We start from the raw sequence: 16362 nt of genomic DNA, 5'->3' as shown, positions 1-16362 counted from the left end.
CTTCGCGGCGGGCCGGTCCCGCCGAGAGGCCTACTGTGCCGCCGGGCGCGCGGCGGCACAATCGCGCGCGTCACACAGCGCCGCGAGGCGTCATTGTTACGGCGCGCACGCGTGCTCGGCGCTGCGATCGCGCGTCGGGTGTCCACGAAACCCGGACGCCGCGGGGATTCGTCCGGGTGTTCTGGACACTCGGTGCTCGGTGCTCGGTGCTCGGTGCTCGGTGCTCGGTGCTCGGTGCTCGGTGCGGGGCGCGGGGCGCGGGAGCGCGGGAGCGTAGCGGGAGCGCGGGAGCGTAGCGGGAGCGCGCCCGCACGCGCTCGATCGTGACGCCGCGCGACGTTGCGTGACGGACCGCGACGCATCGCGACGGCGCGTTTCCGTCGAGGTGAGGGCGGCACCGGTGTCGCCCTAGCTTCGGCTGCACTTCCGTCCCCATCCCGAGAGGCCCGCCCATGAGCGCTCCCCCCGCGACCGTCCTCCGCACGGGCCTGTCCGCCCTGCTCGAAGCCGTGGCCGCGGAGGCGCCGCACCTCGACGTGCGCGCGCCGTCCGCCGCGACGGCCCCGTTCGCGTGGGACGCCGGCACGGCGCCGCGTCACGGTGAGGGCGTCGAGGTCGACGGGCCCGCGGTGGCTTTTCCGACGACCGCCCTCGAGGTGCAGCAGCTCGTGCGCCTGGCCGCGCGGTACGGGGTGAGCGTCGTGCCGCGCGGGGCCGGCAGCGGACTGTCGGGAGGGGCAACCGCGACCCGCGACCAGCTCGTCGTCTCGACCGATCGCCTCGATCGCATCGTCGAGGTGTCGCCGGCCGACGAGATCGCGGTCGTCGAGCCCGGCGTCCTGAACGCGGCCCTCAACGAGCACCTCGCCCCGCTCGGCCTCTTCTACGCCCCCGACCCCGCGAGCTGGCGCATCTCGACGATCGGCGGCAACATCGCCACGAACGCCGGGGGCCTGCGCTGCGCGAAGTACGGCGTGACACGCGAGTCGGTGCTCGCCCTCGACGTCGTCCTCGCCGACGGGAGCCTCGTGTCGATCGGGCACCGCTCGATCAAGGGCGTGACCGGTCTCGACCTCGTGTCGCTGTTCGTCGGGTCGGAGGGGGTGCTCGGCATCGTGGTCGCCGCGACCGTGCGCATCCGGCCGCTCCCCGTCGCGCGCCGCACGGTGACGGCGTTCTTCGCCTCCACCGCCGCGGGAGCGGCGGCGATCGGGGCCATCACGGCGTCGCGCGTGCGTCCCAGCGTCATCGAGTTCCTCGACGAGCCCACCCTCGACGGCATCGACGCCGCCAACGACTCCGGCCTGCGCACTCGCGGCGCGGCCCTGCTGCTCATCGAGCTCGACGGCTTCGGCATCGAGGAGCAGACCGCCGAGCTCACCACCGCGCTCGAGGCCGTCGGCGCCCGCGTCGCGGTCGAGAGCGAGGCGGATGCCGAGACGCTCTGGGAGCTGCGCCGCTCGGGCCGTCGCCTCGGCGACGGGTCGTGGTTCGTCGGCGGGGACGTGGCCGTGCCGAAGTCGCGGATCGCCGACGTCTTCGCGGGCTTCCCCGCCCTCGAGGCCCGCTACGGCGTCGCCGTGAGCGCCGTCGCCCACGCCGGAGACGGCAACCTGCACCCCGTCATCACCCTGCCCATCCCCGCCGGCGCCGACCCCGCCACCGTGCCCGCGGTCTTGCACGACGCGGCCGATGACCTCGTCCGTGCGGCCCTCTCCGTCGGCGGCACGGTCAGCGGTGAGCACGGCATCGGCACGGTCAAGCGCGACCTCGCCGCCGAGGAGCTCATTGAGCGCGTGCGCATCGCGCAGCTCGCGATCAAGCACGCGCTCGATCCGGCGGGTCTGTTCAACCCCGGAAAAGCCCTGTAACCCGTTCCCCACCGCACAAGGATCCTCATGACCACTCGCCTCCGACGCCTCCTCGGCGTCGCCTCCGCCCTCACCGTCGGCGCCGTCCTGCTCAGCGGGTGCGGCGCCGGATCCTCCGCCGCTCCGGCGGAGAGTTCCTCGCCGAAGCCCGGCGGCGACCTCGTCTTCCTCATCGACTCGCTCGGCGCCACGTGGATCCCCAACAACAGCGCGATCTCGAGCTACCAGGGCCAGATCTGGGGCAACCTCACCGACAAGCTGATCTACGTCGACGCCGAGGGCACCCTCAGCCCGTGGATCGCCGAGAGCTGGGACGAGAACGCCGACAAAACGCAGTTCACCCTGCACCTCAAGGAGGGCGTCACCTTCTCGGACGGCACGCCCCTGGATGCCGCCGCGGTCGTCGCGAACATCGACATCTGGGCGAAGGGGCGTCCCGACGACGGCATCAACCGCATCGGCCTTTTCCCATCGGCGAATTACGTGGGCGCCGAAGCGGTGGATGCCACGACGGTAAGGGTGTCGTTCTCGGCTCCGACCCTGAGCTTCATCCCGACCCTGGCCTACCACGGCTCGATCCTCATCTCGCCGGCCACCCTCGCCCTCCCCGCCGCGCAGCAGGCCGACCTCACGAAAGACATCGGCAGCGGCCCGTTCGTCGTCGAGAAGGTCGCCGAGGGTGACAGTGTCGTGCTGAAGAAGCGCGACGACTACGACTGGGGCCCCGAGGCCGTCGGCCACGAGGGCCCGGCCTACCTCGACACGATCACCTACAAGCAGGTCGCGGAGCCCACCCTGCGCACCGCCTCGGTCGAGTCGGGCCAGGCGCAGGTGGCGTACAACGCCAGCCCGCAGGATCTGGAGGCGTTGAAGCAGGAGGGTCTGACCGTCGAGACGCCGCGCTACCTCGGATTCGTGAACGGGTACGCGCTGAACACGTCCGTCGCCCCCTTCGACGACCTCACGGTGCGCCAGGCCGTCCAACACGGCATCGACCGGGACGAGATCCTCTCGACGGTCTACACCCCCGACTGGTTCGCGGCCGAGTCGCTGTTCCAGAGCACGGTGCCCGAGGCCACCGACCACACGACGGACTTCGCGTACGACCCCGACAAAGCCGCGGCTCTGCTCGACGAGGCGGGCTGGACGAAGGGCGCCGACGGCGTCCGCACGAAGAACGGCCGGAAGCTGTCGTTCACGCTCTACCCCAACCCGTACCTGCAGGCCTCGCAGGCGGTCGACGAGCTCGTCGACCAGCAGCTGACGACCCTCGGTTTCGAGGTGAACCTCGAGACCTACGACGTGCCCACCTACGGGCAGAAGGTGATCGGCAACGCGACGATCCCCGCGACCGAGATCACCCGCAGCTTCGTCGACGTCGGGACCGTGGCCGGCGTCCTGACCTCGCAGAAGAAGGGCGACGAGGACTGGTTCAAGGTCGGCACCTCGGATGCCACGCTGAACGACCTCTCGACCCGGATCGCCACGGCGACCGACCGCGACGCCCGCGCAAAGGTCGCCGACGAACTGCAGGGGTACGTGCTCGAGCAAGGCTACTTCGTGCCGCTCACCCAGATCGTGCAGCGCGTGTACGTGCAGTCACCCGAGGTCAGCGGCGTCAGCTACAACGGCCTCGCCTACGCGTACTACCTGGACGCCTGGCTGAACAGCTGATCCGAAGGGGGGCGGATGCCGTGGCATCCGCCCCCGTTCGCCCCACCGACATGGAAGGAGAGAGCATGCTCCGCACCTACGGCCGCTTCGCGCTGCGGCGCACGGGCCAGGCGCTCGTCGTCGTGCTGCTGGCGTACCTGCTCACGTTCTTCGTGATCAGCATCCTGCCCGGCGACCCGATCACGAGCACGCTGCGAAACCCCGACAACGGCTTCACCGAAGACGACATCGCGCGCATCGTGGCCTACTACGGTCTCGACCAACCCTGGTGGGTGCAGCTCGCGTCGTCGCTCGGGCGCTTCCTCGTGGGCGACCTCGGCGTCTCGCTGCGGTCGAACCTGCCCGTGAGCACCCTCGTGCTCGACGCGCTCGGCTCGACCCTCAGCCTCGCGGCCGCTGCCCTGCTGGTGGCCGTCGTCCTCGCCGTGGCGATCGCGTACGGGACGCAGTTCCTGCCCGCGCGCTTCGGTCAGGGCGTCCTGCGCTCGCTGCCGTCGCTGTTCCTGTCCGTCCCGAACTTCGTGATCGGCCTGCTGCTCATCCACGTCTTCGCGTTCGGGCTCGGACTGTTCAGCATGATCGACACCGAGACGCCGTGGGGCACGTTCTTCGCGGCGGTGGCGCTCGGCATCCCGGTCTCGGCGCAGCTCGCCGAGGTGCTCATCGCCTCGCTCGATCACGAGTCGCGGCAGGAGTACGTCGCGGTGGCCCGCTCGCGCGGGCTCGGGCAGGGCGCGCTGTTCCTGCGTCACCTCGTGAAGCCCTCGGCGCTGCCGGCGGTGACCGTGCTCGCGCTGATCGTCGGCGAGCTGCTGGGCGGCGCGCTCATCACCGAGGCGATCTTCGGTCGCGTGGGCATCGGCACCCTCGTCGAGCAGGCCGTCGCGAGCCAGGACCTCCCGGTGCTGCAGGCGGTCGTCTCGCTCGCGGCGATCGTGTTCGTCGTGGTCAATCTCCTCGCCGACCTCGCGTACCCGCTGCTCGACCCCCGCGTGTTCATCGGGGCGCGCGGGCGCGCGGTCGTCGCCCCCGCGTCCGACGAACCCGCACCGCCGCTCCGTGAGGAGGTGAGCATCGTATGACCGCCGCGCCCCTGCCCCCGGTCGCATCCCCGGTGCCGCCCGCGGCCGACCCGTCGCCGGGATCGGTACCGGAATCAGTGCCGGGCGGGCCGCTCGCCCGCATCCGTGGCATCCGTCTCTCCGTTCCGATCGACGTGATCGTCTCGTTCGCGGTCGTCGCCGTGGTCGTGGCCTTCTCGCTCGCGCCGTGGCTCTTCACCGCGCAGAATCCCGCGCAGGGGGTGCCCGCCGACAAGCTGCAGCCGCCGAGCGCGGCGCACCTGCTGGGCACCGACCACCTCGGTCGCGATCTGTTCGCCCGTATCGTCTTCGGCGCGCAGTCGTCGGTGACCAGTGCCCTCGTCGCCGTGGCGATCGGGGTCATCGTGGGCGGGCTCATCGGACTGCTCGCCGGATTTCTCGGATCGTGGACCGACACCGTACTCGCCCGTCTCGTCGACGTGCTGCTGGCCATCCCGGCCTTCCTGCTCGCCGTGGTGATCGTGAGCTCGCTGGGCTTCCAGACCATCAACGCCGCGATCGCCACGGGCGTCTCGGCCGTCGCCGTGTTCGCGCGGGTCATGCGGTCCGAGGTGCTGCGCGTGCGCTCGGCGGTGTTCGTCGAGGCGGCGCGCCTGCAGGGCGGCTCGAGTCTGCACGTGCTGTTCCGACACGTGCTCCCCAACGCCTCGCGCTCGCTCATCCCGCTCGCCGTGCTGCAGTTCGGGCTGTCGATCCTCGTCATCGCGGGGCTCGCCTTCCTCGGCTACGGCGATCCGCCCCCGGCATCCGACTGGGGTCTGCTCATCTCGGCCGGCAAGGACTATCCGCGCGCGCCGTGGCTCGTCGTCTGGCCCGCCGTGGTCACGGTGGCGACCGTGCTCTCGATCAACCGCATCAGCCGCTGGCTCCGGAGGACGTCATGACCCTCACCGCCCCTCTGCGCGAGCAGACGCCCGCGCCCCTCTTGCGCGTCGAGGACCTCTCCGTCGCGTACGGCCGCACCCCCGTGGTGCACGACGTGTCGTTCTCGATCCCGCCCGGGGGCAGTCTCGCCCTGATCGGCGAATCCGGCTCGGGCAAGTCGACGATCGCGCGCTCGGTGCTGCGACTGCTGCCGCGCGGCACCGGACGCGCACGCGGACGCGTGGAGTTCGCCGGCGACGAGATGCTCGGCCTGACCGAGGCGCGGTTCCGGCCGTTCCGCGGCCGTCGCATCGGCTTCGTCCCGCAGGACCCCTCGCACGCGCTCAACCCCGTGCGCACGGTCGGCGCGCAGGCGCTCGAGGCGGCGGCGCTGACCGACGCCCCCGACCGCCGCGTGGCTGTCCTCGACATCTTCGCCCGGGTGGGGCTGCCCGACCCGGCCCGCGTCTACGATTCCTACCCGCACCAGCTCTCCGGCGGCATGCTGCAGCGCGTGCTGATCGGTCTCGCGGTGCTGCCGCGGCCCGATCTGCTCGTGGCGGACGAGCCGACGAGTGCCCTTGACGTCACCATCCAGAAGCGCATCCTCGACCTTCTCGACGAGCTGCGCGCCGACCTCGGCATCGGCCTGCTGCTCATCACGCACGACCTCGCGATCGCGGCCGAGCGCACCGATGAGATCGTCGTGCTGAGGGACGGCCGGGTGCAGGAAGCCGGACGCACGAGCGAGGTGTTCGCCGCGCCGACCTCGCCGTACACGCTGCAGCTCCAGGCCGATGCCCCCGCTCTCAACCCCGACCGCTACCGTCACGCCGACGGGCGCGGGGTCGACGCCTGGACCACCGACACCACCGCCGCCCGCATCGAGGTGCGCGAGATCTCGAAGAGCTTCGTCGTCGACGGCACGGCTCGAGCCGCCGTGGCCGGGGTCTCCTTCCGCGTCCCGCCGGGCACGACCCACGCGCTCGTGGGCGAGTCGGGTTCGGGGAAGACCACCACGGTGCGCCTGCTGCGGGGGCTCGAGACCCCCGACGCCGGCGAGATCCTCGTCGACGGCGCGGCGGTGACCGGGCGCACCGAGGCCGAGCTCCGCGGCATCCGTCGGCACCTCCAGCTCGTCTACCAGAACCCCTTCACGTCCCTCGATCCCACATGGAGCGTCGGGCGGATCATCCGCGAACCGCTCGACCGGTACCGCGTCGGCACGCGCGCCGAGCGGTCCGCGAAGGTCGCCGAAGCCCTGGATGCCGTGGGCCTGCCGCCGCAGCTCGCTCGCCGTCGCCCCGACGCGCTGTCGGGCGGTCAGCGTCAGCGCGTCGCGATCGCCCGCGCGCTGGTGCTCGAACCCGACGTCATCGTGCTCGACGAGCCGACGAGCGCCCTCGACGTGACGGTGCAGGCGGGGGTGTTCGACGTGCTGCGCCGCCTGCAGCGCGAGCGCGGCCTCACGTACCTGTTCGTCTCGCACGACCTGGCTCTCGTGCGCCAGATCGCCGACACCGTCTCGGTGCTCAAAGACGGACGGGTCGTCGAGGCCGGTCGGGTGGCCGACGTGCTCTCGCACCCGCGCGAGGACTACACGCGAGCCCTCGTCGACGCCATCCCCACCCCCGACCTCCGGAGCCCCCGATGACCCTTCTGTCCCCTCCCCGCCCCGCGCTCATCGAGGCCTTCAGCGCCCCGAAGGGCTTCGGAGACCAGACCCTGCGCGACCGCCGCCCCGACGCGATCGAGCTGCTTGGCGGCATCCCGGATCCGTCCGTGCTCCCCACCGCCGAGCTGGCCGAGGCGACCGCCCGCGTGCTCGCGCGGCCGGGAGCGCCGGCCCTGCAGTACTCGCGCACCGAGGGGATCCCCGCGCTGCGCGAGTGGATCGCCTTGCGCGAGGGCGTGGACGTGCACCGCGTGCTCGTCACGAACGGCGGGTTCCACGGACTCGCGATCGCGGTGCAGACGGTGCTCGAGCGGGGCGACCTCGTCGCCGTCGACAATCCGGTGTTCCCGCTGTTCCTGCGCGGGCTCGAGCTCGCCGACGCGCGCGTGCTGCCCGTCCGCGTCGGTGCCGAGGGCCTCGACGTCGACGCGCTCGCCGCCCAGCTGCGCGCCGGCGCCCGCCCCGCCGCCGTGTACACCGTCCCCGAGTTCCACAACCCGTCGCAGTCGTCACTACCCACGGCCCGACGCCGCGAGCTCGTCGACCTCGCCGAGAGGTACGGCTTCGTCGTGTTCGCCGACGATCCCTACCGGGAGCTGCGGTTCCACGGCGAGCCCGAGTCGCTCGCGCCGTTCCACGACTCCGACCACGTCATCCACGTCAACACCTTCACCAAGACCCTCGGCCCGGGCCTGCGGCTGGGCTGGGTCGTGCTGCCCGAGCGCCTGATCCCGGATGCCGTGGCCCTGCGCAGCCGCCAGGACTCGCACTCGTCGACCCTCGTGCAGGCGGTCGTCGCTGAGCTGTTGACGAGTGACGAGACGCTCTTCGACCGGGTGCTCGGTCGCGCGCGGACGCTGTACCGGTCGCGGGCGCACACCCTCGCCGCCGCGCTCTCGGCATCCGGTTCGTTCGAGGTCACCGTGCCCGAGGGCGGTCTGTTCCTCTGGCCGCGTCTGACCGACGACACGGTGGATGCCGACCGCCTCGCCGCCGACGCGAGCGCCGAGGGCGTGGAGTACCAGCGGGGGTCGTTCTTCCCCTCGGGGCCGGGAACCGACGCCGACCGGCACCTGCGCCTCGCCTACGGCGACACCGAGGAGTCGTCGTTGCGCGAGGCCGCGGCGCGGTTGGGGCGGGCGGTGGCGCGGCAGGGGTGACCGGGCGCGGGTCGTGGCGTGTGCCGCGGCGGGCGGGGTGGCGGGGTGGCGGGGTGGCGGGTGCGGCGCTCGTGCGGGTGCGGCGTGCGGGCGGCGGCCGCGGGCGCGGTGCGGGCTGCGCGCCGGGCGGACGCAGCCTCCGTGATTCGCGTAACCTCACGCGTTTCGGGGGGTGGGGGGGGCTGAGGTTGTGCGGATCACTGAGGTTGTGCGAGCGGTCAGGCCGCGCGTGCGGGTGCGGCGAGCGGGTGGCGGCTCCGGGGCGCGGGCTGCGCGCCGGGCGGGCGCAGCCTCCGTGGTTCGCGTAACCTCACGCGTTTCGCGGGGTGGGGGGCTGAGGTTGTGCGGATCGCTGAAGTTGCGACGTCGCCCCGCACCCGCACCCGGCGCTCCGGTTGAGCGCGGCGGCGGGGTCGCGGCATCCGGGATCCAGGCCTCAGCCCGCCGCCGGCGCCCACCCCAGCAGCGGCCCGAGCCGCCCCGCGATGTCGTCGAGGATCTGCGCGTAGTCCTCGGCGGCGAACGAGAACGGCAGCGCGAAGGCGACCTCGTCGACCTCGGGATAGGCCCGTGACGACAGCAGGCGTTCGGCGATCTGCTCCGCGGTGCCGACGAGGTCTTCGGCGAACAGCATCCCCTGCGGACCGTGGGGGATGCCGACGCGCCCGCGCCGCGATTCGGCGTAGGCCGCGTAGCGCCGGCGCTGCTCGGGCGTGGCCGAGTCGGTGGGGATGACCACCAGCCCCTGCGACACCCGCGCGTTCTCTCCGTCGGGGTGCGTGTCGCGGTAGAGCCGGATCTGCGCGTACTGCTCGACGTCGAAGTCGGTCGAGGCGGTCGATCGGATGACGCTGCTGGTGAGCAGGTGGAAGCCGTTCTCGGCCGCCCACGTGGTGGATGCCGGGCTCCCGGCGCCGTACCAGAGTCGATCCGCGAGGCCCGCGGCGTGCGGTTCGACGCGCTCCGAGTATTCCTCGATGCCCTCCGTCCCCGCGAACGGGCTGGCCGGTTCTCCGGCGAGGAAGCGGCGCAGGCGCGCGAGCCGTTCGTACCCGTAGTCTTCGCGGTCGGCGGTGTCGGGGTACAGCGCAGGCGCGATGTCGTCGAGGCGTCGCGGCGGCCCCACCGAGAAACCGGGTTCGAGGCGGCCGCCCGACAGCACGTCGACGGTCGCGAGATCCTCCGCGAGCCGCAGCGGGTTCTCCCATCCGAGCGGGATCACCGCGGTTCCGAGGCGGATGCGACTCGTGCGCTGGGATGCCGCGGCCAGCACCGCCACGGGGGAGGAGATGCCGTACTGCAGGTGCCGGTCGCGCAGCCAGGCGCTGTCGAAGCCGAGCCGCTCTCCCCGCTCGATGATCGACAGGGTCGTCTCGTGTCCGGCGCGGGGGTTCTCGCGGTCGAACAGGCCGATGGTGAGGAAGCCGAGGGAGCGCAGCGGTCGGGCCATGTCGGTCACGCTAGCCGGGACGCGAACGGCGAGGGCCGAGCGCCGTCACGGACAGTCACGCGCGGTCACGGCATCCGGCGTCCAGAACACCCGGACGCCTCGAGAATTCGTCCGAGTTTCGTGGACACTCGGTCGCAGCACCTCCCGCGGAGCATCTCAGGCAGGCGTCCGCACCGCCGCGAAGCGATTGCGCCGCCGCAACGCGAAGCCGAGCTTCTCGTACGCCGCGATGGCGTTCACATTTCCGGCGGCCGCGTGCATCATCGCGCGGTCCCCGCGCTGCTGGATGTGGAAGGCGACGTCGAGCACGAGCCGCGAGGCGAGGCCCTGGCGTCGGTGGTCGGCATCCACCGCCACCGCGCTGATCTCGGTCCAGCCGGTGGGGTGCAGGCGCTCGCCCGCCATGGCGACGAGCCGACCCTGGCGACGGATGCCGATGTACCGACCGAGCTCGTACGTGCGGGGCCGGAAGGGGCCGGGCTGGTTGCGCTCGACGATCGCGATCATGTCGGGTGCGTCGTCGGCGCCGAGCTCGATGACCTCGTCGAAGGGGCGGGTCTGCAGGGCGTCGGTCTCGACGAGCTGCACCCCCTCGCCGCCGCCCAGGTACTCCCAGCCCTCGGGGATCGCCCCCTCGTAGCCCGAGAGGCCGACCTCGGCGCCGGGCCCGACGAGCTCGCGCAGTGCATCCCAGACGCCCGGTTCGTCCCACGAGCGTACGGCGACGAACGGTGCGACGTCGGCCGGATAGCGGCGCACGAGGTCGCCGCCGATCGCGAAGGCGGCGTGGGGACCGGCGAGCGAGTGCCAGGCGGCGTTGTCGAGGACGGTGGCGTCGGCGTGGGGGACGGGGAGGGGCGGAGCGGAGGTCACCGGGACACTCTGCGCCGGTCGCGGCCTCGGTGCAACTCGGCGGTCACCGCGGGCAACGCACCGTCGCGGGGAGAGATCGACGGGGCGACCGAGGGTGCCCGCGGCGAGCCCGGGGGGCCCGTGTTACCCGCCGTTTCCCGCGCGGCCCGGGGTGGCGCGCGGCGCGGCGATACTGGCGGGATGACCGCTGCACACGCCACGTGGACGATCGAGAACGTCACCTGGGACGACGAGCGGGCCGCGGCTCTGCGCGCGGCGATGGATGCCGAGATCTCGCCCCGCTACGCCGAGGTCTTCGCCGCTTTCGACGAGCGCACGCGGGCTCTGCTCGACGCAGACTTCGCGGTCGACCCGTCGACCATCGTCGAGGTGATTCTCGTGACCGACGCCGAGCGGCGAGCGGTGGGACACGCGGCGCTGCGCGCTCTCGGCGACGAGCTGGAGGTCAAGCGCGTCTACGTCGCCCCCGAGGCGCGGGGACGCGGTGCCAGCCGAGCGCTCATGGCCGAGCTGGAACGGCTCGCGCGACAGCGCGGCGCCGCGCGCCTGGTGCTGCAGACGGGAGACCGGCAGCCCGAGGCGATCGCCCTCTACGAGCGGCTCGGGTACCGCCCTGTCGCCGTCTTCGCGCCCTACACGCGCTTCGCGGGCTCGCGCTGTTTCGCGAAGGACCTGCCCGCGTGAGCGTCGAACGCGTCGACGTCGCGGTCGTCGGTGCCGGCGCGATGGGGGCGGCGACCGCGTGGCATCTCGCGCGCGCGGGTCGCGACGTCGAGGTGTTCGAGCAGTTCGAGCCCGGACACGTCCGCGGTGCCTCGCACGGCGCGTCCCGCAACTTCAACGTCGCCTACACCGAGCCCGAGTACCTCGCCTGGCTCCGGGATGCCGAGGTGCTGTGGCGCGAACTCGAGGCCGAGGCGGATCGCCCGCTGCTGACGACCACGGTCGTCGTCACGCACGGTCCCGGCGTCGACCACGCCGCCACGGCCGCGGCGATCTCGGCGGCCGGTCTCGCCGCCGAGGTGCTCGATCGTCACGAGGCGGCCTCGCGTTGGCCGGGCCTGCGCTTCGACGGTCCGGTGCTGCACAACCCCCGGGCGGGGCGACTGGATGCCGACGCGTCCGTGGCCGCATTCCTCTCCGGCGCCGCGCGGGCCGGCGCCCGCACGCGCTGGAACTCCGCCGTCACCGACATCGAGGTGCACGGCGATGACGACGTCCGCTTCACCGCGACCGACGCGGCCGGGAGCCGCCGCGTGCACGCGCGACGCCTCGTCTGCACGGCGGGCGCGTGGACGGCGAAGACCCTGGCGGGAGTCCGCGGCGCGACCCTCCCGGCGTTGCGCGTGACGCAGGAGCAGCCCGCCCATTTCCGGCCGCTCGACGCCGCGGCATCCTGGCCCGGGTTCAACCACCACCCCTCCGCCGACGACGCGGCGACCGCGGGGTTCGCCGCGGTCGTCTACGGCATGCAGACGCCCGGTCAGGGGCTGAAGGCGGGGTGGCACGCGGCGGGACCCGAGGTCGATCCCGATCGCCGCAGCTTCGTGCCCGATCCGGCGCTCACCGCCGCCCTCGTCCGCTACGCCTCCGAGTGGCTCCCCGGGGTGGATGCCACGGACGTCAGCGAGATCACCTGCACGTACACCTCGACGGTCGACGCGCGCTTCGTGCTCGAGCGCTTCGGCCCGGTCGTCGTCGGCGCGGGGTTCTCGGGCCACGGCTTCAAGTTCACGCCGGTCGTCGGCCGCACGCTCGCCGCGCTGGCCGCGGCCTGAGCGGGCCCGGCCGGGGCGGGTCGTCCGCGCTCGGCCCGCGCGGGCCCGGCCGCTGGGGGTCGTCCGCGCTCGGCCGGCATGGGCCCGGCTCGGGCTGCGAGACGACATTCTGCGGACCAGTCGGTTGCAGGAGGTCACCGAGTCGCCAGCCGGATGCCGTCTCGTGGTGAGGTGAGCCCGGGGCGGCGGTTCAGAGATCGAACCCGAACGCCCGCAGGTCGAGCCAGCGCCCGGGCTCGACCTCGATCGGCGCCTCGCGCTCGGTCAGGCGGCGGAAGCCCATCTTGAGGTACAGCGCGTGGGCCCCGAGCATCTCGGGTCCGCTGTTCATCACCACCCGGGTCGCCCCGCGCTCGCGCGCGAGCTGAAGGACGTGGCGCGTCAGCTGCTCGCCGATGCCGCGTCCGCGGGCCGAGGGGGCCACCGCGAGCTGACGGAAGTCGAGCTCACCCTCGGCGGCGAGCTCGGACAGGCGCTCGCCGGGCCGCGGGGTCCAGACGGTGCCGACGATCCCGCCGCCGTCGACCGCGACCCACACCTCGCCCTGCTCCACGCGTCCCGCGACGTCGGCGAGCGAGTCCAGGTACGCCTCCGACAGTCCCGCGTAGCTGTGGCGGTAGGCGTCGGCGGTGAGGCGACCGGCCTCGGCGTACTCGGCGGGCTCGACGAGGCGGATGGTCAGGGTCGACGTGGGCTCGGGGGTCATGGCATCCATTCTTCTCTTCGTGGCGCACGACACGGCCCGGCCGCCGAAGGACCGGGCCGTGCGCGGGAGTCAGGACTTCGGGAGTCCGGGAGGGTTGATCTCGCTCTTGTCGACGCCCTCGGACTCGAGGCCCCAGGCGTCGAGCACCTTCGCGTAGGTGCCGTCGGCGATGTAGGCGTTCAGCACGAGGTTGACGGGCTCGATGAGGCCGTTGCCCTTCTTCGTCGCCGCGGCGATGTCGGCCGCGAGCGGCCATCCTCCGGGGATGATGCCGACGAGCTTCGTCTCGCCGGTCTCCCGCGCGGCCCAGGCCGCCGTGGCGTTGGGGCCGAAGGTGGCGTCGACGCGCCCGGACTGCAGCGCGAGCGTCGCGGCGGCGGTGTCGTCGTAGTAGTTCAGTTCGGCGGGAGCCTTGCCGGCGGCGGTGAGCTCCTCGTTCCACTTCAGCAGCACCTTCTCCTGGTTGGTGCCGGAGCCCACCACGATCTTGAGGCCCGAGATGTCGTCGGCCTGCTCGATCTTCGAGATCGAGCTGTCGGAGCGGACGTAGAAGCCCAGCAGGTCCTGACGGTAGCTGGCGAAGTCGTAGAGCTGCTTGCGCTCCTCGGTGACCGTGACGTTCGAGGTGATCAGGTCGTATTTGCCCGATTGGATGCCGAGCGGCCAGTCGGCCCATGCGACCACGACCGGGTTGTACTCGAGGCCGAGCCCCTCGGCGATCAGCTCGCCGAAATTCGGCTCGGTGCCCGCGACGTCGGTCGCGGCGGTGGTGCCCTCGGGCTGGTAGCTGAGCGGCGGGACGAACGCGCCGACCGCCACCGTCAGCTTGCCGGGCTCGATCGGGGTGAAGCCGCTCGCCTTCAGGGCGGCGACGGCCTCGGGTACGGCTTCTCCGGTGATGCGGGGGATGTCGCCGGTGTCGGGGTTCGCCGACGCGGTGGTGTCCGGGGCGGCCGCGGCCTCCGCCTCGGCGGGGCGGTTGAAGATCGCGAGCGAGCCGATGCCGACGATCGCGGCCACCGCGACGACGGCGACGCCGATTGCGATGCCCTGTTTCTTGCTGAGTGCCATTGCTGTGTCTCCTTGAGGGGTGCGGTCGTGCCGCGTTTCGGGTGAGTGGGGGAGTTCGTCGGACGGAGCCCGAAGGGAGGGGGTGGGGTCGGCGCGAGGCGGACGCGCCTCAGCCGAGCACCTTCGCGAGGAACTCGCGGGTGCGCGGATGCTGCGGACGACCCAGCACCTCGTCGGGCGAGCCCTGCTCGATGACGCGGCCGTCGTCGAGGAACACCACGCGGTCGGCGACCTCGCGGGCGAAGCCGATCTCGTGCGTGACGATCACGAGCGTCGTCCCGAGCTTCGCCAGGTCGCGGATGACGTCGAGCACCTCGCCGACCAGTTCGGGGTCGAGTGCGCTCGTCGGCTCGTCGAACAGCAGCACCTTGGGCTGCAGAGCCAGTGCGCGGGCGATCGCGACGCGCTGCTGCTGGCCGCCCGACAGCTGCCGCGGGTACGCCTCCGCCTTGTGCGCGAGTCCGACGCGGTCGAGCAGACCGCGGGCGAGCTCGGCGGCGTCGTCCTTGCTCAGCCGCTTGAGGGCGAGCGGTGCCTCGACGACGTTCTCGAGGGCCGTCAGGTGCGGGAAGAGGTGGAAGTTCTGGAACACGATCCCCACCTGCGTGCGCCGACGCAGGATCTCGCGCTCGCGCAGCTCGTGCAGCTTGCCGTGGCGCAGTTCGTAGCCGATGAACTCCCCGTCGACGGTGACCGATCCGGCATCCACGGTCTCGAGGTGGTTGATTGTGCGCAACAGGGTCGACTTCCCCGAGCCGCTGGGACCGAGCAGCGCGACGACCTCGCCGGGTTCGACGGTCAGGTCGATGCCCTTCAGCACCTCGGTGCCATGGAACGCTTTGTGGACGTTGTGGATCTCGACGAGACCCCGGGTGGCGGTGGTGGTGGCGCTCATGCGCGGACTCCCTTCTCGGGCGCCGGGCGCGCGGCATCCGTCGCCCCCGGCGGTGCGTCGCCCAGGCGCGCCCACTGCGCGCTCACCCACCGGCGGGCCCGCTGCACGGGCGTCGGGGGCAGGGCGCGGGCTGAGCCGCGGGCGTAGTGGCGCTCGATGTAGTACTGGGCGATGCTCAGAATCGTGGTGATGAGCGTGTACCAGACCACCGCGACCAGCAGCAGCGGGATGACGCGGCTGTTGCGGTTGTAGATGACCTGCACGGCGTAGAACAGCTCGGGGATGGCGATCACGAACACCACCGAGGCGCCCTTCACCAGACCGATCACCTCGTTCGTCGCGTTGGGCACGATCGAGCGCATCGCCTGCGGCAGGATGATGCGGAACAGGCGACGGGATGCCGGGATGCCGAGGGCCGCAGCCGCCTCGTGCTGGCCGGGGTCGACCGAGACGAGCCCACCGCGGATGATCTCAGCCGAATACGCCGCCTGGTGCAGCCCGAGGCCCAGGATCGCGGCGGCGAAGGCGCTGACCAGCTGCACCGTGGGGAACTCCACGATCCAGAAGTCGGTGGTGAACGGCGTCCCCAGGCCCAGGGTCGGGTAGAGGTAGCCGAGGTTGTACCAGACGATGATCTGCACCACGAGCGGCACCGAGCGGAAGAACCAGATGTAGCCCCACGCGACGGCGTTCAGCAGCGGCGAGGCCGACAGGCGCCCGAGGGCGAGCACCGTGCCGAGGGTGAAGCCGACGACCGCCGAGATCGCGGTGAGGCTGAGGGTGTACCCGATGCCGATGAGCACCGGCTCGGAGAAGAAGTACTGCGCGAAGGTGCCCCACATGTAGCGGTCGTTCGTGACGAGGCTCCAGACGAACTGGGCGACGACGAACAGCAGCAGGGCGCTGAGGATCCAGCGCCACCAGTGACGGGTGGGGACCACGGCGATCGTGCCGAGGTCGACCTTGTCGGTCGACCCGGCGCGCGGGGCCGTGCGGTCGGCGGGGGCCGGCGCGGTGGTGGTCATGACGTGCTCCTCGGAAGGGCGGTGACGGCGCGGGGCGCCGGTGGGTTGCGTCACGGTACGACGGCGTCGGAGGAGGCCGCGAGACGGCCATTCACACGTCGAAACGACTTGTCGCGCATCGCAATGCGACGCCTCGGGCGGTAACACGCTGGACAGCGCCCGAGGATTCGGGGTAGGCGCGGCGCGGCGGCGGGGATGCTGCGCGGGGCCCTGCGGC

Annotated in this window: 14 protein-coding genes; 8 read left to right on the top strand and 6 right to left on the bottom strand. The window is 72.3% G+C overall.

Features of this window, described 5'->3' with window-relative positions; all coding sequences use genetic code 11:
* Positions 1 to 452 precede the first annotated feature (452 nt).
* The 6 genes from FB047_RS05570 (at position 453) to FB047_RS05545 (ending at position 8347) form a co-directional block, all read left to right on the top strand.
* Positions 453 to 1871, top strand: coding sequence for an FAD-binding oxidoreductase (locus tag FB047_RS05570; RefSeq protein ID WP_136586199.1), 1419 nt, complete (start codon positions 453 to 455; stop codon positions 1869 to 1871).
* A 27-nt stretch (positions 1872 to 1898) separates the two neighbouring features.
* Entirely contained in the window at positions 1899 to 3545 is a 1647-nt protein-coding gene (locus FB047_RS05565; RefSeq protein ID WP_136586198.1) for an ABC transporter substrate-binding protein, read from the top strand.
* A 65-nt stretch (positions 3546 to 3610) separates the two neighbouring features.
* Positions 3611 to 4627 (top strand): ABC transporter permease, encoded by a 1017-nt coding sequence (locus FB047_RS05560; protein WP_136586197.1) that lies wholly within the window; start codon positions 3611 to 3613, stop codon positions 4625 to 4627.
* Complete coding sequence (locus tag FB047_RS05555) at positions 4624 to 5532, top strand: ABC transporter permease (protein ID WP_205822675.1); 909 nt, start codon at positions 4624 to 4626, stop codon at positions 5530 to 5532. Before FB047_RS05560 ends, FB047_RS05555 begins: the two co-directional genes overlap by 4 nt.
* A complete protein-coding gene (locus tag FB047_RS05550; protein WP_136586196.1) occupies positions 5529 to 7166 on the top strand; it encodes a dipeptide ABC transporter ATP-binding protein in 1638 nt (545 codons plus the stop codon). Before FB047_RS05555 ends, FB047_RS05550 begins: the two co-directional genes overlap by 4 nt.
* The gene (locus FB047_RS05545; RefSeq protein ID WP_136586195.1) at positions 7163 to 8347 is read left to right on the top strand and encodes an aminotransferase-like domain-containing protein; all 1185 of its coding nucleotides are present in this window, start codon (positions 7163 to 7165) and stop codon (positions 8345 to 8347) included. Before FB047_RS05550 ends, FB047_RS05545 begins: the two co-directional genes overlap by 4 nt.
* A gap of 436 nt (positions 8348 to 8783) precedes the next feature.
* Here the strand turns inward: FB047_RS05545 and FB047_RS05540 are convergent, their stop codons facing one another.
* Entirely contained in the window at positions 8784 to 9797 is a 1014-nt protein-coding gene (locus FB047_RS05540; RefSeq protein WP_136586194.1) for an LLM class flavin-dependent oxidoreductase, read from the bottom strand.
* Positions 9798 to 9953: 156 nt separating this feature from the next.
* Entirely contained in the window at positions 9954 to 10670 is a 717-nt protein-coding gene (locus FB047_RS05535; protein WP_136586193.1) for a GNAT family N-acetyltransferase, read from the bottom strand.
* A gap of 180 nt (positions 10671 to 10850) precedes the next feature.
* On the opposite strand from FB047_RS05535, the gene FB047_RS05530 reads away from it, so the two are divergent.
* Complete coding sequence (locus tag FB047_RS05530) at positions 10851 to 11354, top strand: GNAT family N-acetyltransferase (protein WP_136586192.1); 504 nt, start codon at positions 10851 to 10853, stop codon at positions 11352 to 11354.
* The gene (locus FB047_RS05525; protein ID WP_136586191.1) at positions 11351 to 12448 is read left to right on the top strand and encodes an FAD-dependent oxidoreductase; all 1098 of its coding nucleotides are present in this window, start codon (positions 11351 to 11353) and stop codon (positions 12446 to 12448) included. Before FB047_RS05530 ends, FB047_RS05525 begins: the two co-directional genes overlap by 4 nt.
* A 190-nt stretch (positions 12449 to 12638) precedes the next feature.
* Here FB047_RS05525 and FB047_RS05520 read toward each other — a convergent pair whose 3' ends face one another.
* The 4 genes from FB047_RS05520 to FB047_RS05505 form a co-directional block, all read right to left on the bottom strand.
* Positions 12639 to 13154, bottom strand: a complete 516-nt coding sequence (locus tag FB047_RS05520; RefSeq protein WP_136586190.1) for a GNAT family N-acetyltransferase — start codon at positions 13152 to 13154, stop codon at positions 12639 to 12641.
* A gap of 69 nt (positions 13155 to 13223) precedes the next feature.
* On the bottom strand, positions 13224 to 14225 hold the full coding sequence (locus FB047_RS05515) for an ABC transporter substrate-binding protein (protein ID WP_136586189.1): 1002 nt from the start codon (positions 14223 to 14225) through the stop codon (positions 13224 to 13226).
* A 109-nt stretch (positions 14226 to 14334) separates the two neighbouring features.
* Positions 14335 to 15120, bottom strand: coding sequence for an amino acid ABC transporter ATP-binding protein (locus FB047_RS05510; RefSeq protein WP_136586188.1), 786 nt, complete (start codon positions 15118 to 15120; stop codon positions 14335 to 14337).
* The gene (locus FB047_RS05505) at positions 15117 to 16145 is read right to left on the bottom strand and encodes an amino acid ABC transporter permease (protein ID WP_136586187.1); all 1029 of its coding nucleotides are present in this window, start codon (positions 16143 to 16145) and stop codon (positions 15117 to 15119) included. The genes FB047_RS05510 and FB047_RS05505 overlap by 4 nt, the downstream gene beginning before the upstream one ends.
* Between the last annotated feature and the right edge of the window lie 217 nt (positions 16146 to 16362).

The sequence above is a fragment of the Microbacterium hydrothermale genome (genome assembly GCF_004854025.1).
Lineage (GTDB): Bacteria > Actinomycetota > Actinomycetes > Actinomycetales > Microbacteriaceae > Microbacterium > Microbacterium hydrothermale.
The sequence above is the reverse complement of the archived record's forward strand: the minus strand, read 5'-3'. Positions and strand labels throughout refer to the sequence as shown.

What these genes read in the sequence shown, in the direction of transcription:
- FB047_RS05570 (WP_136586199.1), top strand. Translation starts at nt 453, where the DNA reads ATGAGCGCTCCCCCCGCGACCGTCCTCCGCACGGGCCTGTCCGCCCTG.
- FB047_RS05565 (WP_136586198.1), top strand. Translation starts at nt 1,899, where the DNA reads ATGACCACTCGCCTCCGACGCCTCCTCGGCGTCGCCTCCGCCCTCACC.
- FB047_RS05560 (WP_136586197.1), top strand. Translation starts at nt 3,611, where the DNA reads ATGCTCCGCACCTACGGCCGCTTCGCGCTGCGGCGCACGGGCCAGGCG.
- FB047_RS05555 (WP_205822675.1), top strand. Translation starts at nt 4,624, where the DNA reads ATGACCGCCGCGCCCCTGCCCCCGGTCGCATCCCCGGTGCCGCCCGCG.
- FB047_RS05550 (WP_136586196.1), top strand. Translation starts at nt 5,529, where the DNA reads ATGACCCTCACCGCCCCTCTGCGCGAGCAGACGCCCGCGCCCCTCTTG.
- FB047_RS05545 (WP_136586195.1), top strand. Translation starts at nt 7,163, where the DNA reads ATGACCCTTCTGTCCCCTCCCCGCCCCGCGCTCATCGAGGCCTTCAGC.
- FB047_RS05540 (WP_136586194.1), bottom strand. Translation starts at nt 9,797, where the DNA reads ATGGCCCGACCGCTGCGCTCCCTCGGCTTCCTCACCATCGGCCTGTTC.
- FB047_RS05530 (WP_136586192.1), top strand. Translation starts at nt 10,851, where the DNA reads ATGACCGCTGCACACGCCACGTGGACGATCGAGAACGTCACCTGGGAC.
- FB047_RS05520 (WP_136586190.1), bottom strand. Translation starts at nt 13,154, where the DNA reads ATGACCCCCGAGCCCACGTCGACCCTGACCATCCGCCTCGTCGAGCCC.
- FB047_RS05515 (WP_136586189.1), bottom strand. Translation starts at nt 14,225, where the DNA reads ATGGCACTCAGCAAGAAACAGGGCATCGCAATCGGCGTCGCCGTCGTC.
- FB047_RS05510 (WP_136586188.1), bottom strand. Translation starts at nt 15,120, where the DNA reads ATGAGCGCCACCACCACCGCCACCCGGGGTCTCGTCGAGATCCACAAC.
- FB047_RS05505 (WP_136586187.1), bottom strand. Translation starts at nt 16,145, where the DNA reads ATGACCACCACCGCGCCGGCCCCCGCCGACCGCACGGCCCCGCGCGCC.